Below are 25,042 nucleotides of genomic sequence, written 5' to 3'. Positions count from 1 at the left end.
ATTTTGACTGGAATCCTCAGTGGTCTTCCTATTGCTCCGAAATACGCTCGGGTCCGCTTTCGCCCGTTAGGCGAAGTGGTGCCGCAAACAGGACTCGAACCTGTGACCCCGTCATTACGAATGACGTGCTCTACCAACTGAGCTATTGCGGCGGACCAGACGCAGCGTTCGGCAACTGGGCCGAAAACGCGTGCCACCTGATATCGGGCAGCGCCTGCCTTGGCAAGAAAAACGCTGGGCTAGAGCCTTTTTCCGTTCGGATTGAATCGGAACGGGGCTCCAGATTCTGGATTTGACGCGTTTTCTTGACGCGAACCGGTATCCACCCCCGGATCAAGTCCGGGGGCATGCTTCGCTGGAAAACGCTCTGGAAGCCTATTCCCCGCCCCAGCGGGACAAAAATCCCCGCCAGCCGCCGGCCTGGGCCTTGGGCGGGCCGATTTGCTGGGCGAATTCGTCCGGAGGGCCGTCCTCATCGATTCCCGGGTCGTCCGGCGCCCGGACAATGGGAATCACGGCTGGAATCGGCACCGGAACCGCCTTCGGAATGTCCTGGCGGGCGCGAAACAGCGGCGCGGCAACGGCTGGCGCCGGTGGGGCGGGCGGCGGTGCCGGTGCGGGTGACGGATCAGGCTCCGCGGCAGGGGCCGGTTCCGGTTCGACGCTGGCAGCCGGCGGCGCGTTGTCCTGGGCGGCCGCAGCTGCGGGCGCGACAACAGGCTCCGGCGCGACGGGGGCTGCCGGTTCCGCCGGCTCGCTTTCGACCGGGGCTGGAGCCGGCGGCTCGAGCACGACCGCGCGGCGCGGCGTCGCCAGCATCGCCTCTTCGAACGGCGAGGATTCGATGGCGGGGCCCTTGTCGGACGGCAAGGCCGCGACCGGCGTCTGCCACTGGAAGGCGTCGAGGCGGCCGGTGACCGGCGAGACCGGGCGCCAGCGATCGCTGACATAGCCATCCGCGGTCCAGGCCGGATCGTGCAGCGCGCGCACCGCGCGCAAGGTCCACGCCCGCGCCCGGCCGCTGTCGCCATGTTCGGTGCGCTCGATCTCCGCCATCAGTAGCGCCACCCGCTGCGTCGGCGCGGCGACGAACGGCGCCAGCGCTTCGCGCGCTTTCGTAAATTCGGAGGCGTCGATCGCGGCGCGCGCGATCGCGAGCGCGCCCTCGATATGGCCGGGCGCTTTTGCCGCCAGCGTTTCGACGCGCACCAGCCGCTGGCGTGCGGAATCGCCCAGCTTCACATGGGCATAGGCATCAGCGAGGTCAGGATGCGGCTGCGCCAGCCACGCGGTTTCGACCAGACGCATCGAACGCCGCACCTGATGCGCCTCGCTTTCGAATTTGCTCGCAAGCACCGCGGCCGGCACCAGCGTCGGCGCCAGCTTGACCGCTTCCATCACGCTCTGACGCGCGAGATCGCGATCGACCTTCTCCAGTTCAAGCGCGCGCGCCGTCAGCAGCACGCCGCGGTGACGGCGATAGGTCGCCTTGTCGATCAGCCCCGAGGATTGATTGTTGTCGAGAATGCGGAGCGCGCCGGTCCAGTCGCTCTTGGCGCAGCAGAACCCGAGCACGGCATGCGACGCCCATGACGATGACGGCGACAGTTTTAGCGCCTCCTCGGCGACCATCACGGCCGCAACGGGATCATCGGCGCGCTGCGCCTCGATGAACAGGCCGCGCAGGCCCAATAGCCGCGTATCCTCGCGCTCGGCCATGGCGTGGAAGGCGCGCTGCGCGCCTTCGCGATCGCCATCGAGCTGTGCCGATTGCGCTTCCAGCAGCAGCGCCAGCGGATCCTGCGCCGCATGGCGCCGCGCGACTTCTGCATGCGCGCGGGCAGCGGTGGAATCACCGTGACCGATCGCGAGCAATCCTTGCGTGATCGCGTGGCGGCCGCGCGCTTGGCGCTTCTCGCGGCGATTCTTGCGGATTCTCGCCGGCGTGCGCCACAATCCGCGCAGGATCGCCCACAGCATGACGGCCGCGACGATGACGATGCCGAGCCCCAGCACGAACCTCGGCAACGTGGTCGATATCTTCAGATTGCCCGACAACAGCACCACATCGCCGGGCTGCTCGGCAACCCATGCTGCGCCCCATGCTCCGAGCGCGATCAACAGCAGAAACAGAATGATCCGGACCATCGGATTCCTTATTGCGCCGGTTTGCCGAGCACCGCCATGGCGTCGGCCGCAAATTGACGGGAGGCGGCCAGCGCGGCATCGCGCGCGTCGGCCTTGTCGAGCCAGGCTTGCGCCGCGGCACGATCGGCCGGCGCCAGCGTTTTCAGTTCGCGCCGCGCTTCATTGGCATCGTTGCGCAACGCCGCCGCGGTCGCCCGTGCCACCACCGCGCCGCGGTCATTGCCTGCGGTATCGGTGCGTTCGATGCGGACCAGTTTGGCGGCGCCGGCCTGCAGACGTTCGACGATGCCCGAGCCTGTCGTGGCGGTGTCCGGCGGCACCGCCGGCGACAATTTCGGCACCAGTGTCAGCAATTCGCCCGAGAGCTTGCCGGCGTTCGGCACGCCCGTTGCCGCGAACGGCTCGAGCGGCTTCAGCGCGTCGGCGTTGGGCGCCAGCGCTTTCGCGGTGGTCAGCGCCGCCGGATAGGGATCGCCGGTTCGAACGAGAACATCGAGCAACGCCGCCGCCACCACGCGGCGCAGCGGCAGATCGTCGGCAGGTTTCGTATCGACCGGCTTATCGGCAATCTTGCTGCCTTGCTGCGCGATCTCCGCGGCCTGCGCCTGTACGGCGCTTTCGATCTTTGCGATCTGTTCGTTGATCCCGGAGAGATCGGGTGCGGGAGCGGGTGCGCCGTCGGCGCGCGGCGCGGATTTCACCTCGTTAAGCGCGGAGGCAAGTTTTTCGTTCTGCGTGCGCGCGGTTGTGAGTTCGCCGCGCAGCGCGGTGAGTGATTTTTCCAGCGTATCAATCCGCGCCAGGGAAGCGGGATCGGCGACCGGCGCGGCGGGCTTGCTGGTTTTGGTTTCGAGGCCCGCGACACGGGCGGTGAGGCCGTCGATCGCAGCAGCACTAGGCTGCGGCGCGGGAGGCGCTGCCGCCGGCTGAACGGCGGGCCAGCCCAGCATCCAGCCGACGCCGATCACGAGCGCGGCCGCCACCGCGCCGGAGACGGGTGCAACGATCCAGGGGGAAACCGGCGCCGGCGCAGGCACCGGTTGCGGCGCCGGTTCCGCCGCAGCCGCCTCGGTTGCAGTCTCGGTCTCGGCCGCCGCAGCCTCAGACGCCGCGATCTCAGACGCAGCAGTCTCGGGTGCTGCGGTATCCGACCTCGTTGTATCGCCTGCTTTCGCGGTCTCGCTGGTCACTTCGGTGGCATCGAGATCGATCGTCGGCGGCTCGCGCTTGGGCCGCTCCGATTCGGGCGGTGATCCCTGATTTTCAGGCCTGTCGTCGACCATCGCAGCGGTTCCCTTAGCGTGAGTTGCCCTGAACCTATCAGAATCGGACGGGGTTAGGCCAATCGGGTCCGCAAAGCACGGCTCAAAGCCTCGAACAAGGCATTTTCGTCGGCCTGGGCGGCCGCCGTGACCTGCGTCGCGCCGGCGTCGCGCAAGACGGCGGCAACGGCAGCGGAAATGCAGCATTGTGGCAGCGCCAGCGCCGATATTTCGACGCCGCCCGACCGCGCCGCGTTCAGAAAGGCGCGCGCGCTGCGGCGTGAATAATGCAGCACCGCCTCGACCTGGTTCGCCACGAAAGCGTCACATACTTCCTGCGGCAGGCTGGACGCCGGAATCATCCGGTAGGTCGTGTGCGTCACGACGGTAAATCCCTTCTCGCCCAATTCGCCCGCAAGATCGCGCGCGAGATCGGCGCCGGCCAGATAGAGCAGCGTGCTGGCTTTCTTGAGTTGCTTCGATTTCACAGCTCCCAGCACCAGATCGCGCAGCGCGCCGGCGTCGCCCCTGGCCGCGATCACCTGGCTGAAACCAGCGTCCCGGGCAGCCGAGGCGGTGTGTTCGCCGACCGCGAACAGCGGCAATTTCAACAGCCGGCTATCGGCCAGATGCGGCGCGATGGCGCGTAGCGCGTTGGCGCTGGTGACGATGATGGCGCCGTAACGGGCATCGGCGTCGTCATGGAACGGCACCGCCTCAAATCGCAGCATCGGCGCCCGAAGCACTTCAAAACCCCTGGCGCGAAGGGCTGTGGCGGTGGCCTCATCGTCCGGATGCGGGCGCGTGACGAGAACGGCCATGCCTCAGATCTCCAAAAATGTCTTGCCGCAACCCTTGGCGCAACCCTTGCTTTAACCGGCGATTGCACCAAGAGACCTCGTAATGCTACCGGGTTACGGAAGCGTTGTTTTGACCTGATACGCAAGGGATCAAATTGGATAACGACACGCCGATGCTGGTGCTGGGTATCGAGACCACCTGCGACGAGACCGCGGCGGCGGTGATCGAGCGGGCGAGCGACGGCAGCGGCCGGATCCTGTCCAATATCGTGCGCTCGCAGACCGACGAGCACGCCCGCTTCGGCGGCGTGGTGCCGGAAATCGCGGCGCGCGCCCATGTCGATCTGCTCGACGGCATTGTCGATAGCGCGATGAAAGAGGCCGGAATCGGCTACGCGCAATTGTCGGCGGTCGCGGCCGCCGCGGGTCCCGGCCTGATCGGCGGGGTGATCGTCGGCCTCACCACCGCAAAGGCGATCGCGATGGTGCACGACACGCCGCTGATCGCGGTCAACCATCTCGAGGCCCACGCGCTGACGCCGCGGCTGACCTGCGCGCTGGCGTTTCCCTATTGCCTGTTCCTTGCCTCGGGTGGTCACACCCAGATCGTGGCGGTCGTCGGCGTCGGCAAATATGTCCGGCTCGGCACCACCGTCGACGACGCCATGGGCGAAGCCTTCGACAAGGTCGCAAAGATGCTGTCGCTGCCTTATCCCGGCGGGCCGGAGGTAGAGCGCGCGGCCGCCGGCGGCGATCCGAAACGATTTGCGTTTCCGCGCCCGATGCTCGGGCGGCCGGATGCGAATTTCTCGCTGTCGGGACTGAAGACCGCCGTGCGCAACGAGGCCAGCCGGATGATGCCGTTGGAGCCGCAGGATGTCAGCGATCTCTGCGCCAGTTTCCAGGCCGCGGTGCTGGAATCCACCGCCGATCGATTGAGCGTCGGCCTGCGGCTGTTCCACGAGCAATTCGGTCCGCCGCGCGCGCTGGTCGCGGCCGGCGGCGTCGCCGCCAATCACGCGATCCGCGACGCCCTGCAGGATGTGGCGGCGAAAGCGCAGACCACGCTGATCATTCCGCCGCCGGCGCTCTGCACGGATAATGGCGCGATGATCGCCTGGGCCGGCGCCGAGCGGATGGCGCTCGGGCTGACCGATACGATGGATGCGCCGCCCCGCGCGCGCTGGCTGCTCGACGCCAATGCCGCGGCGCCGGCAGGCTACACCAACACCAGGGCGGGATTTTAAGGATGCCGTCTGAGAACACCGTCGCGGTGATCGGCGCGGGCGCCTGGGGCACCGCGCTTGCGGCCGTCGCGGCGCGCGCGGGCCGCGATGTCACCCTCTATGCACGCAACGCCGAAAACGCCGCGCAAATGAAGATGGCGCATGCCAATCCGCGGCTGCCGGGCATGCGCCTCGACCAGCGCATCGAAATCACCAACCGCATCGCGGCCGCGGCCGGCGCCCACATCATCCTGATCGCAACGCCCGCGCAGAATTTGCGTGAAGCGGCCCTGGCGCTGGCCCCGCATCTGAAGAAGGCGACGCCGGTTATCGCCACCGCCAAGGGCATCGAGCGCGGCACGCATAAATTCATGACCGAAGTGATCGCGGAAGCCGCCCCCGACGCGATACCTGCGATCCTGTCGGGACCGAGCTTCGCCGACGATGTCGCGCGCGGACTTCCGACCGCCGTGACGCTGGCGGCAAAGGACGAGGCGCTGGCAAGCGCGCTGGTGCAGGCGCTCGGCTCATCCACCTTCCGGCCCTATCACACCACGGATATCCGCGGCGTCGAGATCGGCGGGGCGGCGAAGAACGTGCTGGCGATCGCGGCCGGCATCGTTGAAGGACGCAAGCTCGGCGCCTCGGCGCTGGCTGCCTTGACCACGCGCGGCTTCAGCGAGCTGGCACGGCTCGGTCGCGCCTGCGGCGCGCGCGCCGAAACGCTGGCGGGGCTCTCCGGATTGGGCGATCTGATCCTGAGCTGCTCCAGCCTGCAATCGCGCAATTTCGCGCTCGGCATCGCGCTTGGGCGCGGCGAGCAACCGGCGCGCGACAAGCTTGCGGAGGGCGCATTCACCGCACCCGTGCTGATCGAGCTGGCGGCTTCGCAAAATGTCGACATGCCGGTATCAAATGCGGTCGCGGCGATCCTGGCCGGCAAGGTGACGATCGATGCCGCGATCGAAGGCCTGCTGACGCGGCCGTTCAAGGCGGAGGAATAGATGGCGTACTGGCTGGTGAAGTCCGAGCCCTCGGTGTGGTCGTGGGATATGCAGGTCGCGAAGGGCGCCAAGGGCGAGGCCTGGACCGGCGTGCGCAATTTCACCGCGCGGCAGAATCTCGTGGCGATGAAAAAGGGCGACCTCGCGTTCTTCTACCACTCCAACGAGGGCAAGGAGATCGTCGGCATCGCGGAGATTATCAAGGAGGCCTATCCCGATCCGACCGACAAGACGGGCAAGTTCGTCTGCGTCGATATCAAGGCCGACAAGCCGCTGAAGACCCCGGTGACGATGGCCGCGATCAAGGCCGACAAGAAGCTCGCCGCGATGGCGCTGGTGAAATATTCGCGGCTGTCGGTCCAGCCGGTCACCGCGGACGAATGGAAGATGGTCTGCAAGATGGGCGGATTGTAACGCTTCGCGGAGGCAGGCAGCGCCGACGCGCTGTGGGTGGAACCTGGCGGGGCCAGATACAAAATCGCTAAAACAACCCCATGCAAAGTATCCGGCCCCCTACTGGAAGGTAATGAAGCACCTTATCCTGGGCCCTTAACCATTCCTTATCCCGTAATACTCCCCGATCCCTTTTGCAGGAGAAATTTAGCATTTCGGGCGCTAACTCCTGGACGTGCGGCAAGCACGCCAGCGGGAGAGATACGCCTTGAGATCGGGTGCCAGCAGCCTGAAAGCGACGCCGCTTGACGACGCGGCGGACGTGCTCGTGACGCCGGCGCTCGAAGCCGAGACCGAGCGGCTGCTGTCACAGCGCACCCGCGACATCCGATTCTCTCCGGAGATGGTTCGCGCCTATCGCAGGAAGGACTGGCCGCAACGCAGCAAGATCGCGCGCGCGTGGATGGTCTGGGTCGGGCTGATCAGCATGGCGTTCGTTCCGATCAGCTACCTGCTCGCGCCCGACTTCATCATGCACACCACCGTCATCAGCGGCCTGCTGGTTCCGGCGATGCACGGCTGTGCCTATCTGGTCTGGCGAAAGCCGCGCAGCGCCGCGGTCGAAGGCCTGTCGCTGCTGCTGTTGATGACATCAGTCATGATTGCCTACGGCTTCCTTGCGGTCGCGGCCGGCGGCAATTACGAGCGCTTCCTCACCTGCATCATGTACGTCAACACGATCGCGATCGTGGTGTTCAGCGTCGACTATCTCTGGACGCTGTCTTTGATGATCTGCTCGATCGGAATCTTCTTCGGCTTTGAGATCTTCAATCCCGCGATCGAATCCAAGGAAGCGATCGGAACGTCGATCTTCTATGCGATGGGCATGTATGCGGCGACGATCGCGCGCAAGACGCAATCGATCCTTGGTCAAAAAGCCTTCCTGCTGTCCTTGCGCAACCAGTATCGCAGCGACGCGCTGAGGCGCGCCAACCATCAACTGGAAATACTGGCGACGCGCGATCCGCTTACCGGGCTCGGCAACCGCCGTTCGGCGACCGATCTGATCGACCGGCTCTGGCGCGACCCGACGGTCCCGAAAGCCAGCATCGCGTTCATCATGGCCGACATCGACCTGTTCAAGCACTTGAACGATACGGCCGGCCACGCGGCTGGCGACGCCTGCATCAGGCGGGTGGCTGATACGATCGAGGACTCTGTCCGGTTGGGCCTCGATGCAGTGTTCCGCTATGGCGGCGAGGAATTCCTCGTCGTTCTCGCGCATGCCACCCCCGATCTGGCCTGGACGATCGCGCAACGCATCCGCGGCGCGGTGGAGGCGCTCGGCATCGTCAATCCCGGAATCCATCCCGCAAACGATTCGACCAGCGTGGTGACGATCAGCCTCGGCGTCGCGTTCGCGCAGGAAAACGCCGCGCCGGAGATGGTCGCCAAATGGGCTGACGACGCTCTCTACGACGCCAAGCGCGGCGGCAGGAATATTGTGTTTTTGTCGAATGCGCATGCGGCCGGCGAGGATTCGCCTCGTGCGCAGCCGGTTGCGGAACAGCCGAAGCAGCGCGCGTAGGGTGGGCAAAGGCGCATCGCGCCGTACCCACCATCTGTCCCGTGTGATTTATCTCGAATGGTGGCCACGCTTCGCTTTGCCCACCCTACGGCTGTCGCGGCTTACGCCGCCGCGGCAGCCGTCACCACTTGCGCCAGCAGCGCTTCGCGCTTCGACTGCGAGCGGTAGCCCTTCATCGTCGCCGCGAAGCGCTCGAGGATGCCGTCCTCGAAGGCGGTGACGATGGTGTCGTGGACGTAGCTCTTGCGGCAGATCGCCGGCGTATTCGACAGTTCGTCGGCGGCAGCTCGAACCGCCTCCAGCACCTGCTTCTTGCGGCCACGGGCGCTGGCCGCCGGGGAAATCCGCGACAGCGATTCCAGCACCACGGCCGAGGCCATCAGGGTGCGGAAATCCTTCAGCGAAATCTTGATGCCGGCGATCTCGCGCAGGAAGCCGTTCACGGTCGTGGTCGAGACGGTACGCACGGTGCCGGAATTGTCACGATACTGGAACATGCGCTTGCCCGGCACGCCGCGCAGGATGCCGATCGCGCGCACGAGCTTGGCCGCGTCGCATTCCTTGCGCACGGCCTTGCCGCCCTTGGCCTTGAAGGTCAGGACCAGATTGTCGTCTTCCAGCGTGACGTTGGACTTCAGCAGCGTCGTGGCGCCGCGGGTGCCGTTCAATCGCGCGTAGGATTCGTTGCCCGGCCGGATCGCGGTGCGCGCGATCAGTTCGATCACCGCCGAGAGCGCGAACTCGCGCGTCGGCTCGTCGCCGGACAGATGCATCGAGACGTTGCGGCGGATCTTCGGCAAGGCCGCGACCAGGCGCGCCAGGCGATGGGCCTTGCGCTGCTCGCGCACCTTTTCCCAATCGGCGTGATAGCGGTATTGCAGCCGGCCGGCGGCGTCGACGCCGACCGCCTGCAGATGCGAAGTCGGATCGGGCGAGTAACGCACCCGCTGATAGGCCGGCGGCACCGCCATCGAGTTCAGGCGCCGGATGGTACCGGCGTGGCGTATCGCCGTGCCGTTGGCGCGAACAAATGAATAGTTCTTGCCACGCTTGATGCGGCGGATCGTCAGCTCGTTCTGGTCGCCGAGCTTGAGGCCGAGTTCCTGCGCCAGCGACTCGACCGAAATCTTCGGTTCATGCTTGGCGAGCTTTTCCTTCGGCGAGGGGATTTTGGCGGGCGCCTTCAGCGGCGCTTTCGGCAATTGGCCAAGCGCCTCTGCCAAAGCGACGGCAGGATCAGCGGAATTGGGCCGCGTAGCCTCGAAATTCACCTGATCCATCATGACCGTCGTTGTCCTGCTCCGCCTGCTCTTCCGGTAATGCCGCTTGTTACGGCTTGGTTCCGGCGGGGCCCGTCACCCCGGAAACGCCATTTAGGGGGTAACGAACCCCTTTGCGAGTCCCGATTCCGCGATTGCCGGTTATTAGATACCGGTCATGGGAGCCATTCGCGCGATACCGTTGATTTTTGGTCGGCCCAAAACGCGAAAGTGATGGCCGGACCGGGCCGGCCGGGGCACTGCGGAAGCGCGGGAACCGACCAAGGTCGCAGATGTTTCCGCCTTGTCCGGGCCCCCTGCGACGCCTAATCATCGTAATAATCAAGACGGCTTGCGACCGCTTACGGGTAGGGCTCGCAATCAGCGGAGGGGAAGATGTCCGAGAAGATTTACGACGTGTCGGCAGACTGGTCGAAGCGCGCTTTGATCGACGACGCCAAGTATCGCGAGATGTACGCAAGATCGGTCGCCGACCCCAATGCCTTCTGGGCCGAACAGGGCAAGCGGATCGGCTGGATCAAGCCGTTCCACAAGGTCGAGAACGCCTCCTTCGCGCCCGGCAATATTTCGATCAAATGGTTCGAGGACGGCGTCCTGAACGTCGCCTGGAACTGCATCGACCGCCATCTCGACAAGCGCGGCGACCAGACCGCGATCATCTGGGAAGGCGACGATCCCAACGAGTCCAAACACATCACCTACCGCCAGCTGCACGACGAAGTCTGCAAGATGGCCAACATCCTGCGCACCAGGAACGTGAAGAAGGGCGACCGCGTCACCATCTACCTGCCGATGATCCCGGAAGCGGCGTATGCGATGCTGGCCTGCGCGCGGATCGGCGCCATTCATTCGGTGGTGTTCGGCGGTTTCTCGCCTGACAGCCTCGCCCAGCGCATCACCGATTGCCAATCCAAGGTCGTCATCACCGCCGACGAAGGCCTGCGCGGCGGCAAGAAGGTGCCGCTGAAGGCCAATGTCGATGCCGCGATTGCCAAGAGCGGCGGCGTCGACTGGGTCGTCGTGGTCAAGCGCACCGGCGGCGCCGTCGACATGAACCCGACCCGCGACTTCTGGTATCACGAAGCCGCCAAGATGGTGACGACGGAATGCCCGTGCGAGCCGATGCACGCGGAAGATCCGCTGTTCATCCTCTATACATCAGGCTCCACCGGCCAGCCCAAGGGCGTGCTGCACACTTCGGGCGGCTATCTCGTCTTCGCGTCGATGACGCATCAATACGTGTTCGACTATCACGACGGCGACATCTACTGGTGCACCGCCGACGTCGGCTGGGTCACCGGCCACAGCTACATCCTCTATGGGCCGCTGGCGAACGGCGCGACCACGCTGATGTTCGAAGGCGTGCCGAACTATCCGGACAATTCGCGGTTCTGGAACGTCATCGACAAGCACAAGGTCAACATCTTCTACACCGCCCCGACCGCGATCCGTGCGCTGATGCAGGGCGGCGACGAGCCGGTGAAGAAAACCTCGCGCAAGAGCCTGCGTCTGCTCGGCTCGGTCGGCGAGCCGATCAATCCGGAAGCCTGGGAATGGTATCACCGCGTGGTCGGCGACGAGCGTTGCCCGATCGTCGACACCTGGTGGCAGACCGAGACCGGCGGCATTTTGATCACGCCGCTGCCGGGCGCGACAAAACTCAAGCCGGGTTCGGCGACGCGGCCGTTCTTCGGCGTGGTGCCCGAGATCGTCGATGCCGACGGCAAGGTGCTGGACGGCGAAACCAGCGGCAATCTCTGCATCGCCAAGTCCTGGCCGGGCCAGATGCGCACGGTCTATGGCGACCACGCCCGCTTCGAGCAGACCTATTTCTCGACCTACAAGAACAAGTACTTCACCGGCGACGGCTGCCGCCGCGACGCCGACGGCTATTACTGGATCACCGGCCGCGTCGACGACGTCATCAACGTATCAGGCCATCGCATGGGTACCGCCGAAGTCGAAAGCTCGCTGGTGGCGCATGAGGCGGTCTCGGAAGCCGCCGTGGTTGGCTATCCCCACGACATCAAGGGCCAGGGCATCTATGCCTATGTGACGCTGATGACCGGCAAGGAGCCGACCGAAGCGCTGCGCAAGGAACTGGTGGCGTGGGTCCGCAAGGACATCGGTCCGATCGCCTCGCCGGATTTAATCCAGTTCGCTCCGGGTCTGCCGAAGACGCGCTCCGGCAAGATCATGCGCCGCATCCTGCGCAAGATCGCCGAGGACGAACCGTCAACCCTCGGCGACACCTCGACGCTGGCCGATCCCGCTGTGGTCGACGATCTCGTGCATAACCGGCAGAACAAGAAGGGCGCGTGAGGGCAAACTTTCGCGCGTTTCAACCACGAGGCGCCAGACCGCAATTCAGCAAAGCAATACCGCTTTCCGAACCGATCGCGCTCAAAGGCCCGGCGAATCAAACCTAGGCTTGCGGCCATGCTTACGGGCGGCGGCGCGAGGCCGCTTTTTTCGCAACCTTGGCTTTTCGCTTAGCCGGGGTTTTCTTTTTGTGAGTCTTGCTGGCTCCAACGGCCTTCTTGCTCTTCTTGGCTTTTTTCCGACGGGCGTTTTTTGGCACGGAAACGCCCGTGACATTAGCGGCGACTGCCGCTTTGAAGGCTTCAGCGACGGCCGCTGCGGCGTCTACCCGTCCAAAGCCGAATTGGTTGCTGTGACCTTGCGCGTTGTAAGCCGACGCCGGACCTATTTTTTTTGACGTCCGTTCCAGGATCGAGCGAAGTTCGTCCCGGCTAAGGTTAGGATTGGCAGCCAGGACAAGCGCTGCGATCCCCGCCGTCAATGGTGTCGCCGATGATGTACCGCCAAAGCTGTTGGTATTTAGCCCATCGGCGCCGCCGGCTGCCGCATCGCCGACATTGAAACCGCGGCCAGCAACACTGACATCGGTTGTGAAGATTCCCTTGGCGCCCCCGCTGGAAGGCGCCACCACCGAGACCTGCGGGCCGCGATTGGAATAATCGGCCAGGATTTCCGCATCGGTCGATGCCCCGACGCCAATCGACGAGGCCGATCGTGCAGGAAAACCGACCGCATTAGCGGCGTCGTTGCCGGTGGCGCAAAATACTGCGCAGCCCTTGCCGCCTCGGCCGGCGCCGGCCTCCTGCAGTGCAAATTCGATATCGGGCGATGCTGGCCCGGACCAGGAACACGACAGAATGTCAGCGAAGCGCGACGCATAGCGGATGGCGTTGGCGACGCGCGATTCCGTCGCCAGATCGTCGGCATGGAAGATTTTTACCGGGAGAATTTTCGCCTTTGGCGCGACGCCGAAGACGCCTGCGGTCCCGCCGGCAGCCACCACGCCGGCACAGCATGTCCCATGAATGTCGTTGCCCGGCATCTGGTCGAAGGGCGTGCGAAAACGTTTTGGCCGTGGATCGAAGTGATCGGGCGCATCGTCGCCGACAAAAAAATCGCGTCCGACAACATCGCGCGGTTCCGACGGATCGGGATTGCGTTTGATATTCCGCTTCAAATTCGGATGGTCGACATCGACGCCATCGTCCAGAACGGCCACAGTGATTCCAGCGCCCTGGGTACTGCCCCACGCCCGCCGGGCCGCGACCACTGACAGGTGCCACTGGGCCGTGACCGGCTGAGGCGCGACGAGGCTGCGCCTGAACTCGGATACGAAATTCGGGAACGCGAACAGAACTTCCTCCGTCTCGGTCAGTTCGTTCGCCAGATCGATCATTCGCTCGGCGACGTATTTCCGCTTCGGATCAAACGCAATGATCTGATCTTCTTGAAACGGATTGGCGTCCCTTATTTTCAGCCCGAACTTGTCGAGCACAGAATTTTTTTGGTTTCGCGACGTCTGTGGCGCATATCGAATCACGACTTCACGATAGACCACCCTCAGGGCACCGGCAGGGTCGCGAAATACCGCCGTCTCGACCTTATCCATTCCGGCGGTGGCGCGTTCCGCGGGCGAGGCAAAGGGTGAGACAACCTTCTGAAAGGTTTGCGTCGTTACCCGAGACGCAACCACCGCTGCCCGACTGGCGGCGGCCCGCGCCACCGGAGACTTCGTTCGCATCGGCCCGGCGAGCGCAAAGCTCGTGACGCCATGCTCGACGTGCGACTCCAGTGGAACGGGCTCCAGGTTAAGCCACTCGCCTTTGCCAAATCGCAGTTTCATGAGCCGCCCCTCTTTGCGCCCAGCGATTGAGGGGATTATAGTCTACGACTGGAGATAGTCACGCCTTTTCGCGGCGGAACGCAGCACGGACGTCCGGCCACGCGCTCATGACCGTCTGGTCCTTCTCCAATTCGGCAGCGACATCCGGAAAGTAACGCACGTCATCCGTACGCACCGCGAATTCCGCCTGCTGGGGGGACCATTTGTTGCGCTGCGCAAGTTCGATCTTATGACGCTCGGCGAAATCGGCCAGCAGGTCGTCCGATGGCGGGCTCTTGAAACGCACCTGCATCGTGCCTGTGGGCAATAACCGGTTACCTTCGCCGTCGGCGAGCATCGGTGCAACGATGCCTTCCATCCCGACCACCTTGTTGATGCGCTCGGACAATTTGCGCAGATCGCTGCCGCTGGTTTCGACAACGTGGGTCGGGGGCGAATCCGCGACCTTGGCAAGCTTGCCGTCGGCAGCCTTTTCCAGACGATCTTGCGTTGCCTTGGAGAGTGCCCCGATGACGACGACGCCGCCTGCGGGAACGCGCGAATTTTCAGTGGCCATGCGATTTCCCTTCAGCCGCCAAGGTAGCACATTGCAAAACCTATCGTTGCGCAATCCGCGCGCGTCGGGGACTATATAGGCGCCGACAGCCTCCCGAATTGCCCGACTTTGCCTGCCCACCCTGTGCCCCTCACGCAATCGTCAGGGCGGCGACCGCTGCCCGGGACGTTTCCGGACGAGTGTTGTTTTCAAGTCATTTACTTTAATTCGAACATTTCCTTTTGTTCCGCCATCGAAACGGGTCTCACGGCCGGCTTGGAAACCATCCGGTTAAGACACGCGGTTAAAAATGCGTGGGTGAGACGGCAAACCACTATTTCTGATAGGTTTGCGTTGGCATTTGAGGACCCCCTGACGGGGGCGAGTGGGCGGGAGAAATTGATGTCGATGAGGATTGCGGTGGCGCTGGCTGCCACCATCGGTGCGAGCATTTTGATGTCGTCGGCGGCAGAAGCGCGCCCGGAGATCGTCGGCGTCCGCGGCGATTACACGCCGGGTACGATCGTCGTGAAGACCGGCGAGCGCCGCCTCTATCTCATTCTCGATCAGGGCCGCGCCGTGCGCTATCCGGTCGGCGTCGGCCGCGCCGGCAAGCAGTGGGAAGGCACCACCCGCATCGATGGCAAGTATCAGAACCCGGCATGGTCGCCGCCCGCCGAAGTGAAGCGCGACAAGCCGAACATGCCCAACGTCATTCCCGGCGGTTCGCCGAGCAACCCGATGGGCGTCGCGGCGATGACGCTGGCCGGCGGCGAATACGCCATCCACGGCACCAACGCGCCGGGCTCGGTCGGCGGTTTTGTCTCCTATGGCTGCATCCGCATGCTCAACGCTGACATCACCGATTTGTACCAGCGCGTCTCGGTCGGCACGCAGGTGACGGTGACGCGCTGATATCAGTCTCCGTCATTCCGGGGCGATGCGAAGCATCGAACCCGGAATCTCGAGATTCCCCGGTGCGCAATTGCGCACCTGAGGTCTAGTCCTTCGGACCATCACGGAATGACAAGTGGAAAAAATCAGCCGCGCAACAGCGCGGCTTTTTCTTTTACTTGTTCCCTCACTTGCCAGCGTTCGCGCACCAGCCGTTGCGATGACCGCCGCTGTACCTGCGCCCATGACCACCGGCCAGTAACGCAGCCGTGACGCTGGTGGTCTTCCTCGTCGCCACGTCGGCCAATACCCGGCCGCCATACTTGTCCGGCCCGATATTCGAGATCGTGACCGCGCCTTCGCGGAGCAGGCCGCGCAGCGCATCGCTCGCAGCTTCCGCCATCTGCAATTCCTGCGGACAGGACGCTTTCAGCTCCGGCGTGTCGATGCCGCGCAGGCGGACCCGTGTGTTCAGCGCAAGGCCGTCAGGCAAATGCACCCGTGCCTCGAACGTGTCGCCGTCGACGGTCCGGATCACGTCGACGGCGTGACGCACATCGGGACGGCCGGCGCTCTTCCAGATCATCTCGGCGTCGCGCGCCGCCTGGCTGTCAGCCGCAGGCGGAAACGGCCAATGCACCCAATGCCGCAGAGGCAGCATCGTCCCCGCGGCGACCCCGAGTACGAAGACCCAGGGTAGCGCCGCCGAGAACCAGCGCCGCCAGGGACTCCGGCGCGGCGCCCGATAAGTATTTATTCTCTCAAATGGGTACATATTCCCAGAGTCTGGACTGAGTCGGCTATTCCGGCAAGGCCCATCGCCTCAAAAGTCCGAGGCGATGCCTTTGCGCTCCCAGTCGCCGTAACGGGTGGGTTCGGGCCCCTTCGGACCCTGCAATTCCTTTTGCGCCGGTTGAGCGGTGTTGGCCTCGGCGGCTTTCCGGCGTGCTTCGGCCTCGGCGAGCGCGCGCTGGGCGGCCGGCGTCAGCGGCTTGCCGGGGGCGGCGCCGGGAAGAGCTGCAGACGGTGATCGGGGATCGTCGGTCATGGCGAAATTTCCGGCAAAACTTTCCTGCGGCCCATCTCATTAGCAAACGGATGACCGCAATGCCGGCATCACAATCGTGAAACCCGCGCAGCGATTCTTACATTTGGCATATTCGCATGCCAAACGAGTTTTTCATTTCCAAGTTCTTCACTTCGATGGCATGCGCCGAAACCCTGTTCAGCACCTTCCGAGATATTCCTTCTCCATGCCCCCTTCAAGATTCGCAGTTCCTGCCGAAGTTCCCGGTCTCGCGGCGCGGCGTATAGCGGCCGACATTCTCGACGGCGTGCTGCACAAGCACCGCACCCTCGACGAGCAGCTCGACGGCGCCGGCGCCCATCCCGGATTGAAATCGCTCGCCGATCGCGACCGCGCGCTGATGCGGCGGCTGGTTGCAACGATCCTGCGGCGGCTCGGCACGCTCGGTCATTTGTTGTCGCGCCTGCTCGACCGCGGCGTTCCGACCGACGCGCCGCGCGCGCAAAGCGCGCTGTTGATCGGCGCTGCGCAGATTCTCTGGATGGACGTGCCCGATCATGCCGCCGTCGACCTTTCAGTGCGGCTGGTGCAATCCGACCGACGCGCCGCGAAGTATGCCGGGCTCGTCAATGCCGTGCTGCGGCGTTGTGCGCGCGAAGGCCAGCCGCTTATCGACGAAGTCAAGGCGCAGACGCTGGACATTCCGCCGTGGCTGCTGACGCGCTGGATCGCGGCCTATGGCGAGACCACCGCGCGCGAGATGGCAATTGCGATCGGCCATGAACCGTCGCTCGACATCACCGTGAAGTCGGACGCGCCGCAATGGGCGACCCGCCTGCACGGCGAAACGCTGCCGACCGGGACGGTGCGCACCTTGTTGCAGGGTTCCGTGACGATGCTGCCCGGTTTCACCGAAGGCCAGTGGTGGGTACAGGACGCCGCCGCCGCACTGCCGGCGCGGCTGTTCGGCGACCTCAACGGCAAGAGCATCGTCGATCTCTGCGCCGCGCCCGGGGGCAAGACCGCCCAGCTCGCGCAAGGCGGCGCACGCGTCACCGCGGTCGATCGTTCGGCGCCGCGGATGACGCGGCTGCGCGACAATCTTTCGCGGCTGTCGCTGCAGGCCAATGACGTCGTGGCCGATGGCGCCGAATGGCCCGGCGGCGACGGCACGTTCGACGGCGTGCTGGTCGATGCGCCCTGCACCTCGACCGGCACCATCCGGCGCCACCCCGATGTGGCCTGGCTGCGCCAGGAAACCGACATCGCCGCGCTGAGCGCGTTGCAGATCCGGTTGCTGAAAAAGGCGGTCGCTCTGCTCAAGCCGGGCGGGACGCTGGTCTATTGCACCTGTTCGCTGGAACCGGAAGAAGGCGAGCAGGCGGTGGCGGCGCTGCTCGCGACCGAATCAGGCGTGCGCCGCGCGCCGGTCGACGCCGGCGAAGTCGCAGGCCTTGCCGAGATCGTAACCGCGGACGGCGATTTGCGTACCCTGCCCTGCCATCTGCCCCACGACGACCCGCGGCTTGGCGGGCTGGATGGATTTTACGCCGCGCGGCTGGTTAAATCCTGATTTTGCACCGGAATTTCGCGACCTTCGGGTGATTCGCGCACTTTCAAGATGGTGTCTTGGGCGCGTTTCCGGATTAAAAGGATTCGCCACAAGATCTCCTCCCATCAAGGTTAGGCGTGTCGGTCGCTCAACGCAGACGCATTACGACGCTGGTCGCGAGCCGCTTTGCGCGGGGCGTGATGGCGCGCGCCAGCGGCAGCACCGTCGGGCTGTCGCGGCTGTGGCCGGGCCGCGCCGACCGGCTGATCATCGCGCCGCATGATCTGCGCACCGCCGACGCCACCCGCGCCGCCGAAATCTACGCCGGCCGTTTTGTGTTCGCCGGCAAGATCGTGACCTGCCACGGCCGCTCGATCTTCGATCTCGAACCGCCGTCGGAAGATTGGGAAGTGGCGCTGCTCGGCTTCGGCTGGCTGCGCCATCTGCGCGCGGCCGATACCGCGCTGACCCGCGCCAACGCCCGTTCGCTGGTCGACGACTGGATTTCGAATCCCGGCCGCAAGCGGCCGCTCGAGCGCCGCGCCGATGTGCTGGCGCGCCGCGTCATCTCGCTGTTGTCGCAGGCCCCGCTGGTGCTCGGCGATACCGACGGCAAGTTCTATCGCAAATATCTGCGCGGGCTGACCCGCGAGATCCGCTATCTGCGCTACACCATGCTCGACATCGCCGACGGCGTGCCGCGGGTGCAGGTGCTGATCGCGCTTTGCTACGCCTCGCTGTGCCTCGCCAACCAGGCAAAACATATCCGCTCCGCGAGCCGGCGGCTGTCCGACGAATTGCAGCGGCAGATCCTGCCCGACGGCGGGCACATCTCGCGCAATCCCGGCGCGCTGGTCGAACTCCTCAGCGACATGCTGCCGCTGCGCCAGACGTTTGCTGCTCGAAACATCGCGCCGCCGCCGGCGCTGCTCAACGCGATCGACCGCATGATGCCGATGCTGCGCTTCTTCCGCCATGGCGACGGCGCCTTTGCGCTGTTCAACGGCATGAGCAACGCGCCGAACGATCTGGTGGCGACGCTGCTGGCCTATGACGACACCCACGGCGTGCCGATGGCGCACATGCCGCATACCGGCTTTCAGCGCCTCGATGCCGGCACCACAACCGTCATCATGGACACCGGCGCGCCGCCGCCGCCGAACATCAGCCAGGACGCGCATGCCGGCTGCCTGGCGTTCGAATTGTCCTCCGGGCCGAGCCGGATCGTCGTCAATTGCGGCATGCCCTCGACCGGCCGCGACAATTGGCGCGCCTTTGCGCGCAGCACCGCGGCGCATTCGACCCTGACCTATCACGAGACGTCGTCGTGCCAGTTCGTCGAGATATCGGCGATGAAGCGGCTGTTGCAGGGGGCGCCGGTGACCAGCGGCCCGGCCAATGTGGAGAGCTATCGCGAATCTGTGGAGAACGGCGATATGCTGACCACATCGCATGACGGCTATCTGCCGCGATTTGGCGTCGTGCACCGCCGCGTGCTGATGATAGCGCCTGACGGCGCGCGGCTCGACGGCGAGGATACGCTGTCGCCGGCGCCGGGCTCGCGCTTCAAGGGCAGCGGGACCGACTTTGCCTTGCGGTTTCATCTGCACCCGTCCGTGAAGGCGAGCCGGCTTTCCGACGCCCGCGGCGTCATGCTGGTGCTGCCCAACCGCGACGTCTGGACCTTCGAGGCGCTCGACGACAAGGTCGATCTCGAGGACAGCGTTTTCCTGGCCGGCAATGACGGCCCCCGCCGCACCGCCCAGATCGTGATCCGGCAGGATTCGCGGCAGGCCACCTCGATCCGCTGGAATTTTGTGCGCTCCTCGACCTCGGCCGCGGCCACCAACGCAAGGCGCAACGCCAGGCGCGAGCCGGAATTGCCGTTGTAGAAACAGCCGATCCTGCCGTTGTGAAACTCGCCGAAAACTGCTAACCGAGCCCTGCTCGCGCGACTGGCGACCTTGGATGGAGTACCATCGGGAAGCGCGGGACTAGCTGCCGCGCGCCTGGGCACCCCCTTTAACCGAGGATCTTGCCCATGACTGACCATCCCCGCCGCGTCACCCGCGCTCTGTTGTCCGTTTCCGACAAAACCGGCCTGATCGAATTCGCCCGCGCGCTTGCAGGCCACGGCGTCGATCTCGTCTCCACCGGCGGCACCGCCAAGGCGATCGCGGCCGCGGGGCTGAAGGTCAGCGATGTGTCCGACCTCACCGGCTTTCCCGAAATGATGGACGGCCGGGTCAAGACGCTGCATCCGAAGGTGCATGGCGGCCTGCTCGCGATCCGCGACAACAAGGAACACACTGATGCGATGCAGGCGCACGGCATCGCGCCGATCGATCTGCTGGTGGTCAACCTCTATCCGTTCGAGGCGACCGTCGACAAAGGCGCCGGCTACGAAGATTGCATCGAGAACATCGACATCGGCGGTCCGGCGATGATCCGCGCCGCGGCGAAGAACCATGACGATGTCGCTGTCGTCGTCGAAGCCAGCGACTATCAATCCGTGCTCGACGAGATCGCCGCCAACAACGGCGCGACGTCATTGAAGTTGCGCCGCCGCCTCGCGGCAAAAGCCTACGCCCGCACCGCCGCCTATGACGCTGCGATCTCGAACTGGTTCGCGCTTCAGCTGAAAGACGACGCGCCGGATTTTCGCGCCTTTGGCGGCAAGCTGATCCAGTCGCTGCGCTACGGCGAGAACCCGCACCAGACCGCGGCGTTCTACGCGACGCCCGACAAGCGGCCCGGCGTTTCGACCTTGCGCCAGCTCCAGGGCAAGGAACTGTCGTACAACAACATCAACGATACCGATGCTGCCTATGAATGCGTCGCCGAGTTCGACCCGGCCCGCACCGCGGCCTGCGTCATCGTCAAGCATGCCAACCCCTGCGGCGTTGCCGAGGGCAGCGATCTGCTCGGCGCTTACAAAAGGGCACTGGCCTGCGATTCGACGTCGGCATTCGGCGGCATCGTCGCAGTCAACCGCACGCTCGACGCCGACGCTGCGCGCGCCATCACCGAAATCTTTACCGAGGTCATCATCGCGCCGGACGCGACAGAGGAAGCCATCGCTGTCGTCGCCGCAAAGAAGAATCTGCGGCTGTTGCTGGTCGGCGGCCTGCCCGATCCGCGCAAGCCGGGCCTCACCGCCAAAACCGTGTCTGGCGGTCTGTTGGTGCAAAGCCGCGACAACGCCGTGATCGAGGACATGGCGCTGAAGGTCGCAACCAAGCGCGCGCCCACGGACGCCGAACTGCGCGATCTCAAATTCGCCTTCCGGGTCGCCAAGCACGTCAAGTCCAACACGATCATTTACGCCAGGGATCTCGCCACCGTCGGCATCGGCGCGGGCCAGATGAGCCGGGTCGATTCCGCGCGCATCGCCGCCCGCAAGGCGCTGGACGCGGCGGCTGAACTGAAGCTCGCCGAACCGCTGACCAAGGGTTCCGTGGTCGCGTCAGACGCGTTCTTTCCGTTCGCCGACGGCATGCTGGCCTGCATCGAAGCCGGCGCCACCGCTGTGATTCAACCCGGCGGCTCGATGCGCGACGACGAGGTGATCAAGGCCGCCGACGACCACGGCATCGCCATGGTGTTCACCGGCGTGCGGCATTTCCGGCATTAGTTACTGTCGTCCCGGCCCCTTGCTGTCGTCCCGGCGAAGGCCGGGACCCATACGCCGCGGCGGTAGTTGTTGCAGAAAGTCTCTAACGTCGGCGTTCTCACCGATAGGCTGCGGCGTATGGGTCCCGGATCGCGCTTCGCTTGTCCGGGACGACGTGTTGAGAGAGCGCGGCAACTTCACTCCTGCCGCACCCGCAACAGCAGCACCAGCCCCACAACAAAGAACACCACCAGCAGCGCCATGCCGGCCTTCTGACTCGCAGTCACCGCCGTAACAACGCCGATCAGCAGCGGTCCGACGAACGAGGTGACCTTTCCGGTCAGCGCGAACAGCCCGAAACATTGCGCGATGCGATCTTGCGGCGCGAGGCGAATCAGCAGCGTGCGCGACGCCGCCTGCAGCGGACCGCCGGCGCCGCCGATCAGGCATCCGAGGATGAGATAGGCGCGCTCGGCCGCACCCGAGAACAGCGGTTCGCCGGGCACGGGGGGCGCCACCTTCACGAACAGGATCGAATCCTTGTCGACCAACAGGATGGCGGCGAGCGCCAGCAGCAGCACCAGGAGGCTGATCGCGATCACGCGCTTCGGCCCCACGCGATCATCGAGCTTGCCGCCGAGCCACGCCCCTAACACGCCCGCGATCGCCGCGACAATGCCGAAGGTACCGATCTGGATCGTGTGCCAGCCGAACGTGCCCGCCGCATAGATGCCGCCGAAGGCGAACAGCGAGACCAATCCATCGGTATAGATCATGTTGGCGAGCAGGAATGTCGCCAGCGATTTCTGCTTCGGCAATTCGCGCAGCGTCTGCTTCAGCTCGCTCAAACCTTCGCGCAACGCCGCGCGCATCGGAAGCTTTGCCGGATAGTCCGGCGTCAGCAAAAACATCGGCAGCGTGAACAGCATGAACCACAGCGCGGTCAGCGGTCCGGTGATGCGGTCGCCCGCATGCGTCACCGGGTCGAGGCCGAACAGCGGCATGAACCCGAACAGCGTGCGTCCGGTCTGCGGATTGGCGGCGAGAAAACCAAGCACCAGGATCAGGCTGAGGATACCGCCGACATAGCCGGTGGCCCAGCCGGTGCCGGACAGCCGTCCGATCTTGTCCGGCGGCACCAGGGTCGGCATCATCGCGTTGTTGAAGACGATGGCGAATTCGACGCCGACACTTGCGATCGCATAACACAGCAGCAGTGTCGGGATAATGCTGGGATCGCCGGGCTTTCCGAACCACATCAGGCTGGAGCCGATCACCAGCAACAAGCCGAATCCTGCGATCCACGGCTTGCGACGGCCGCTGGCGTCGGCAATCGCGCCCAGTATCGGCGACATCAGCGCAATCATCAGGCCTGCGGCTGCGGTAGCAAATCCCCACAGCGCCTGCCCGGTCGCCGGATCCGGCGCGACGAAGCCTGCGAAATACGGCGCGAACACGAAGGTGGTGATCAGCGTGAAGTAAGGCTGCGCGGCCCAGTCGAAGAAGATCCAGCTGACGACGGCGGCGCGGGGCGGATATTTTCTTGAAGTATCAGCGCCAGATGCCTGAGGAGCAATCACCGTCATACCCTGGAATTTCCTTCATCGATCACGACAAGGCGTTTTGCCCGTCGAATTCGAACCCATATAGCATGCGATTATCATGCGTGTGCTATTGCCAGGCATCACACCGGCTCCAACTGCGGCGGATTTTGGATGATTTTCTGCACGAATAAGTGGCGTAGCGCGCTGGTGACCATCACGCTCGTCGTTGCGTCAGGCACAACGGCCTATGCGCAGGAGCAACGCCGCCTCTATACACCGCCGGACCTTGCCACGGTTCGCGCCGTATCCGCCGAACACGGCATGGTGGTGGCGCAGGAAAAACTCGCGGCCCGTATCGGCGCCGACATCCTGCGGCAGGGCGGCAACGCGGTCGATGCCGCGGTTGCGACCGGCTTTGCACTCGCGGTGACCTATCCGCGCGCCGGCAATATCGGTGGCGGCGGCTTTATGGTGATTCATTCCGCCGAGCGCAACGAAGATGTCGCGATCGATTATCGCGAGACCGCGCCATCCGCTGCCACCCGCGACATGTATCTCGGCGCCGACGGCAAACCCGACACCGACAAATCGCGCAATTCGGCGCTCGGCATCGGCGTGCCCGGCACCGTGGCGGGCCTGGCGCTGGCGCTGGAAAAATACGGCTCCGGCAAATTCACCCTCGCACAAATCATCCAGCCATCGATCGAACTGGCGCGCGACGGCTTTATTGTCGCCGACGACATGGCCGACACACTCTCCGACATGTATCGCCGGATGGCGCGCTGGCCGAATTCCGCAAAATCTTTCTCGCGTGCCGATGGTGAGCCGCTGCGTGACGGCGACCGGCTGATCCAGCCTGATCTGGCGGCCACGCTGACCGCGATCGCCGAACAGGGCCCGCGCGGCTTCTATGAAGGACCGGTCGCCGAAAAGCTGGCGAAGGCGGTGAGCAATGCCGGCGGCATCATGACATCAGACGATCTGAAATCATATCAGGCGCTGCTCCGCGCGCCGGTGCGCGGCAATTATCGCGGCTACGACATCGTCTCGATGCCGCTGCCGTCGTCGGGCGGCACGGTGTTGCTGGAAACGCTGAACATCCTCGAAGGATTTCCGATGTCCGACATGAAGCAGGGCTCGGCGCCCTCGTTGCATGTCATGATCGAGGCGATGAAGCGCGCCTATGCCGACCGCGCCCGCTATCTCGGCGATCCCGATTTCGTCAACGCGCCGATGCAAGTCCTGCTCGCCAAGGATTATGCGGCGAGGCAACGCGCCAGCATCGATCCGGAACGCGCAACGCCGTCGGCCGATGCCTTGAAGATTACCCCGCAACGCGAGGGCAGCAACACCACGCATTATTCGGTTGTCGACTCCAGTGGCAACGCCGTCAGCAATACCTACACCCTGAACTTCCCCTATGGCGTCGGCCTGATCGCCGACGGCACCGGCGTCCTGCTCAACAACGAGCTCGACGATTTCACCGCCGCGCCCGGCGCCTCCAACGCCTTCGGGCTGGTGGGTTTTGAGGCCAATCTGCCCGGCCCCGGCAAGCGGCCGCTCTCGTCGATGTCGCCGACCATCGTGCTGAAGGACGGCAAGCCGGTGCTGGTGACGGGAACGCCAGGCGGCAGCCGTATCATTTCGGCAGTGTTGCAGGTCGTCGTGAACGCGCTGGATTACAAGATGGATGTTGCGGCCGCCGTCGCCGCGCCGCGCGTGCACCATCAATGGATGCCCGACGAAGTGCGGGCGGAACGCGGCTTTCCACAAGAGACACTCGACGCGCTGAAGGCCAAAGGGCATCAGGTGATCGTGCCGCTCGGCCAGACCTCGGCAAACTCCATCGCCGTGACGGCTACCGGCCTGCTCGGCGCACCCGATCCGCGCACCCGCGGCGCGGAAGCGGCGGGGCAGTAGGGATCGATTGCCGATTTGCCTGATCGTGCCATCGGCGTAGGATTGTTCTGTTTCGTGGTTATCGGAATAACTGTGCGTCGATAATGGAGTC

The 25,042-nt window shown here is 64.7% G+C and carries 19 protein-coding genes, 1 tRNA gene and 1 riboswitch; of the genes, 10 read left to right on the top strand and 10 right to left on the bottom strand.

All coding sequences use genetic code 11. The annotated features are described in order from the left end of the window. Window positions 1–76: 76 nt before the first annotated feature. The 4 genes from JQ629_RS18445 to JQ629_RS18430 form a co-directional block, all read right to left on the bottom strand. Window positions 77–152 (bottom strand) — tRNA-Thr (locus JQ629_RS18445). Window positions 153–375: 223 nt separating this feature from the next. After that, window positions 376–2,148 (bottom strand): heme biosynthesis protein HemY, encoded by a 1,773-nt coding sequence (locus tag JQ629_RS18440; protein ID WP_212413876.1) that lies wholly within the window; start codon window positions 2,146–2,148, stop codon window positions 376–378. An 8-nt stretch (window positions 2,149–2,156) separates the two neighbouring features. Then, window positions 2,157–3,431, bottom strand: coding sequence for a COG4223 family protein (locus tag JQ629_RS18435; protein ID WP_212413875.1), 1,275 nt, complete (start codon window positions 3,429–3,431; stop codon window positions 2,157–2,159). 53 nt (window positions 3,432–3,484) lie between these two features. Beyond that, entirely contained in the window at window positions 3,485–4,231 is a 747-nt protein-coding gene (locus tag JQ629_RS18430) for a uroporphyrinogen-III synthase (protein ID WP_212268605.1), read from the bottom strand. 152 nt (window positions 4,232–4,383) lie between these two features. Here JQ629_RS18430 and tsaD point away from each other — a divergent pair, with 152 nt between their 5' ends. From tsaD to JQ629_RS18410, 4 genes are all read left to right on the top strand, one after another. After that, entirely contained in the window at window positions 4,384–5,457 is a 1,074-nt protein-coding gene (gene tsaD / locus JQ629_RS18425) for a tRNA (adenosine(37)-N6)-threonylcarbamoyltransferase complex transferase subunit TsaD (protein ID WP_212413929.1), read from the top strand. Between the two features lie 2 nt (window positions 5,458–5,459). After that, on the top strand, window positions 5,460–6,440 hold the full coding sequence (locus tag JQ629_RS18420; RefSeq protein ID WP_212413874.1) for an NAD(P)H-dependent glycerol-3-phosphate dehydrogenase: 981 nt from the start codon (window positions 5,460–5,462) through the stop codon (window positions 6,438–6,440). Further along, a complete protein-coding gene (locus JQ629_RS18415; protein WP_212413873.1) occupies window positions 6,441–6,854 on the top strand; it encodes an EVE domain-containing protein in 414 nt (137 codons plus the stop codon). A 247-nt stretch (window positions 6,855–7,101) separates the two neighbouring features. Then, a complete protein-coding gene (locus JQ629_RS18410; protein WP_212413872.1) occupies window positions 7,102–8,421 on the top strand; it encodes a GGDEF domain-containing protein in 1,320 nt (439 codons plus the stop codon). 101 nt (window positions 8,422–8,522) lie between these two features. Here the strand turns inward: JQ629_RS18410 and JQ629_RS18405 are convergent, their stop codons facing one another. Then, on the bottom strand, window positions 8,523–9,704 hold the full coding sequence (locus JQ629_RS18405; RefSeq protein WP_212413871.1) for a DNA topoisomerase IB: 1,182 nt from the start codon (window positions 9,702–9,704) through the stop codon (window positions 8,523–8,525). Between the two features lie 372 nt (window positions 9,705–10,076). On the opposite strand from JQ629_RS18405, the gene acs reads away from it, so the two are divergent. Beyond that, window positions 10,077–12,023, top strand: coding sequence for an acetate--CoA ligase (acs, locus tag JQ629_RS18400; protein WP_212413870.1), 1,947 nt, complete (start codon window positions 10,077–10,079; stop codon window positions 12,021–12,023). 121 nt (window positions 12,024–12,144) lie between these two features. Here acs and JQ629_RS18395 read toward each other — a convergent pair whose 3' ends face one another. Next, window positions 12,145–13,866 (bottom strand): S8 family serine peptidase, encoded by a 1,722-nt coding sequence (locus JQ629_RS18395; protein WP_212413869.1) that lies wholly within the window; start codon window positions 13,864–13,866, stop codon window positions 12,145–12,147. 58 nt (window positions 13,867–13,924) lie between these two features. Further along, window positions 13,925–14,422, bottom strand: coding sequence for a hypothetical protein (locus JQ629_RS18390; RefSeq protein ID WP_212413868.1), 498 nt, complete (start codon window positions 14,420–14,422; stop codon window positions 13,925–13,927). Window positions 14,423–14,803: 381 nt separating this feature from the next. Here JQ629_RS18390 and JQ629_RS18385 point away from each other — a divergent pair, with 381 nt between their 5' ends. Continuing rightward, on the top strand, window positions 14,804–15,316 hold the full coding sequence (locus JQ629_RS18385; RefSeq protein ID WP_212035715.1) for a L,D-transpeptidase: 513 nt from the start codon (window positions 14,804–14,806) through the stop codon (window positions 15,314–15,316). A 166-nt stretch (window positions 15,317–15,482) separates the two neighbouring features. On the opposite strand, the gene JQ629_RS18380 is transcribed toward JQ629_RS18385, so the two are convergent. Beyond that, window positions 15,483–16,070 carry a thermonuclease family protein gene (locus JQ629_RS18380; protein ID WP_212413867.1) on the bottom strand — a complete coding sequence of 196 codons (588 nt, stop codon included), beginning with the start codon at window positions 16,068–16,070 and terminating at the stop codon, window positions 15,483–15,485. 48 nt (window positions 16,071–16,118) lie between these two features. Then, window positions 16,119–16,343, bottom strand: coding sequence for a DUF1674 domain-containing protein (locus JQ629_RS18375; RefSeq protein ID WP_212413866.1), 225 nt, complete (start codon window positions 16,341–16,343; stop codon window positions 16,119–16,121). Window positions 16,344–16,548: 205 nt separating this feature from the next. On the opposite strand from JQ629_RS18375, the gene JQ629_RS18370 reads away from it, so the two are divergent. The 3 genes from JQ629_RS18370 (at window position 16,549) to purH (ending at window position 21,508) form a co-directional block, all read left to right on the top strand. Continuing rightward, window positions 16,549–17,895 carry an RsmB/NOP family class I SAM-dependent RNA methyltransferase gene (locus JQ629_RS18370; protein ID WP_212413865.1) on the top strand — a complete coding sequence of 449 codons (1,347 nt, stop codon included), beginning with the start codon at window positions 16,549–16,551 and terminating at the stop codon, window positions 17,893–17,895. Between the two features lie 116 nt (window positions 17,896–18,011). Further along, the gene (locus JQ629_RS18365; protein ID WP_212413864.1) at window positions 18,012–19,766 is read left to right on the top strand and encodes a heparinase II/III family protein; all 1,755 of its coding nucleotides are present in this window, start codon (window positions 18,012–18,014) and stop codon (window positions 19,764–19,766) included. Between the two features lie 49 nt (window positions 19,767–19,815). Continuing rightward, window positions 19,816–19,896: riboswitch (ZMP/ZTP riboswitch) on the top strand. Between the two features lie 19 nt (window positions 19,897–19,915). Then, window positions 19,916–21,508, top strand: a complete 1,593-nt coding sequence (gene purH / locus JQ629_RS18360; RefSeq protein WP_212413863.1) for a bifunctional phosphoribosylaminoimidazolecarboxamide formyltransferase/IMP cyclohydrolase — start codon at window positions 19,916–19,918, stop codon at window positions 21,506–21,508. A 176-nt stretch (window positions 21,509–21,684) separates the two neighbouring features. Here the strand turns inward: purH and JQ629_RS18355 are convergent, their stop codons facing one another. Then, on the bottom strand, window positions 21,685–23,073 hold the full coding sequence (locus tag JQ629_RS18355; protein WP_212413862.1) for an MFS transporter: 1,389 nt from the start codon (window positions 23,071–23,073) through the stop codon (window positions 21,685–21,687). A 129-nt stretch (window positions 23,074–23,202) separates the two neighbouring features. Between JQ629_RS18355 and ggt the strand changes: the two genes are divergently transcribed. Further along, window positions 23,203–24,951: a gamma-glutamyltransferase gene (gene ggt / locus JQ629_RS18350; RefSeq protein WP_212413861.1), complete on the top strand. Its 1,749-nt coding sequence runs from the start codon at window positions 23,203–23,205 to the stop codon at window positions 24,949–24,951. Window positions 24,952–25,042: the final 91 nt, after the last annotated feature.

The organism is Bradyrhizobium sp. AUGA SZCCT0222 (genome assembly GCF_018130205.1).
Taxonomy (GTDB): domain Bacteria; phylum Pseudomonadota; class Alphaproteobacteria; order Rhizobiales; family Xanthobacteraceae; genus Bradyrhizobium.
Note: the sequence above shows the minus strand (reverse complement) of the source record. Positions and strands in the feature narration are given on the sequence as shown.

Bases quoted from the DNA above. Each gene is read 5' to 3' on its own strand.
- JQ629_RS18440 (WP_212413876.1), bottom strand. From the start codon at position 2,148: ATGGTCCGGATCATTCTGTTTCTGCTGTTGATCGCGCTCGGAGCATGG.
- JQ629_RS18435 (WP_212413875.1), bottom strand. From the start codon at position 3,431: ATGGTCGACGACAGGCCTGAAAATCAGGGATCACCGCCCGAATCGGAG.
- JQ629_RS18430 (WP_212268605.1), bottom strand. From the start codon at position 4,231: ATGGCCGTTCTCGTCACGCGCCCGCATCCGGACGATGAGGCCACCGCC.
- tsaD (WP_212413929.1), top strand. From the start codon at position 4,384: ATGCTGGTGCTGGGTATCGAGACCACCTGCGACGAGACCGCGGCGGCG.
- JQ629_RS18420 (WP_212413874.1), top strand. From the start codon at position 5,460: ATGCCGTCTGAGAACACCGTCGCGGTGATCGGCGCGGGCGCCTGGGGC.
- JQ629_RS18415 (WP_212413873.1), top strand. From the start codon at position 6,441: ATGGCGTACTGGCTGGTGAAGTCCGAGCCCTCGGTGTGGTCGTGGGAT.
- JQ629_RS18405 (WP_212413871.1), bottom strand. From the start codon at position 9,704: ATGATGGATCAGGTGAATTTCGAGGCTACGCGGCCCAATTCCGCTGAT.
- acs (WP_212413870.1), top strand. From the start codon at position 10,077: ATGTCCGAGAAGATTTACGACGTGTCGGCAGACTGGTCGAAGCGCGCT.
- JQ629_RS18395 (WP_212413869.1), bottom strand. From the start codon at position 13,866: ATGAAACTGCGATTTGGCAAAGGCGAGTGGCTTAACCTGGAGCCCGTT.
- JQ629_RS18390 (WP_212413868.1), bottom strand. From the start codon at position 14,422: ATGGCCACTGAAAATTCGCGCGTTCCCGCAGGCGGCGTCGTCGTCATC.
- JQ629_RS18385 (WP_212035715.1), top strand. From the start codon at position 14,804: ATGTCGATGAGGATTGCGGTGGCGCTGGCTGCCACCATCGGTGCGAGC.
- JQ629_RS18380 (WP_212413867.1), bottom strand. From the start codon at position 16,070: ATGTACCCATTTGAGAGAATAAATACTTATCGGGCGCCGCGCCGGAGT.
- JQ629_RS18375 (WP_212413866.1), bottom strand. From the start codon at position 16,343: ATGACCGACGATCCCCGATCACCGTCTGCAGCTCTTCCCGGCGCCGCC.
- JQ629_RS18370 (WP_212413865.1), top strand. From the start codon at position 16,549: ATGCCCCCTTCAAGATTCGCAGTTCCTGCCGAAGTTCCCGGTCTCGCG.
- purH (WP_212413863.1), top strand. From the start codon at position 19,916: ATGACTGACCATCCCCGCCGCGTCACCCGCGCTCTGTTGTCCGTTTCC.
- JQ629_RS18355 (WP_212413862.1), bottom strand. From the start codon at position 23,073: ATGACGGTGATTGCTCCTCAGGCATCTGGCGCTGATACTTCAAGAAAA.
- ggt (WP_212413861.1), top strand. From the start codon at position 23,203: ATGATTTTCTGCACGAATAAGTGGCGTAGCGCGCTGGTGACCATCACG.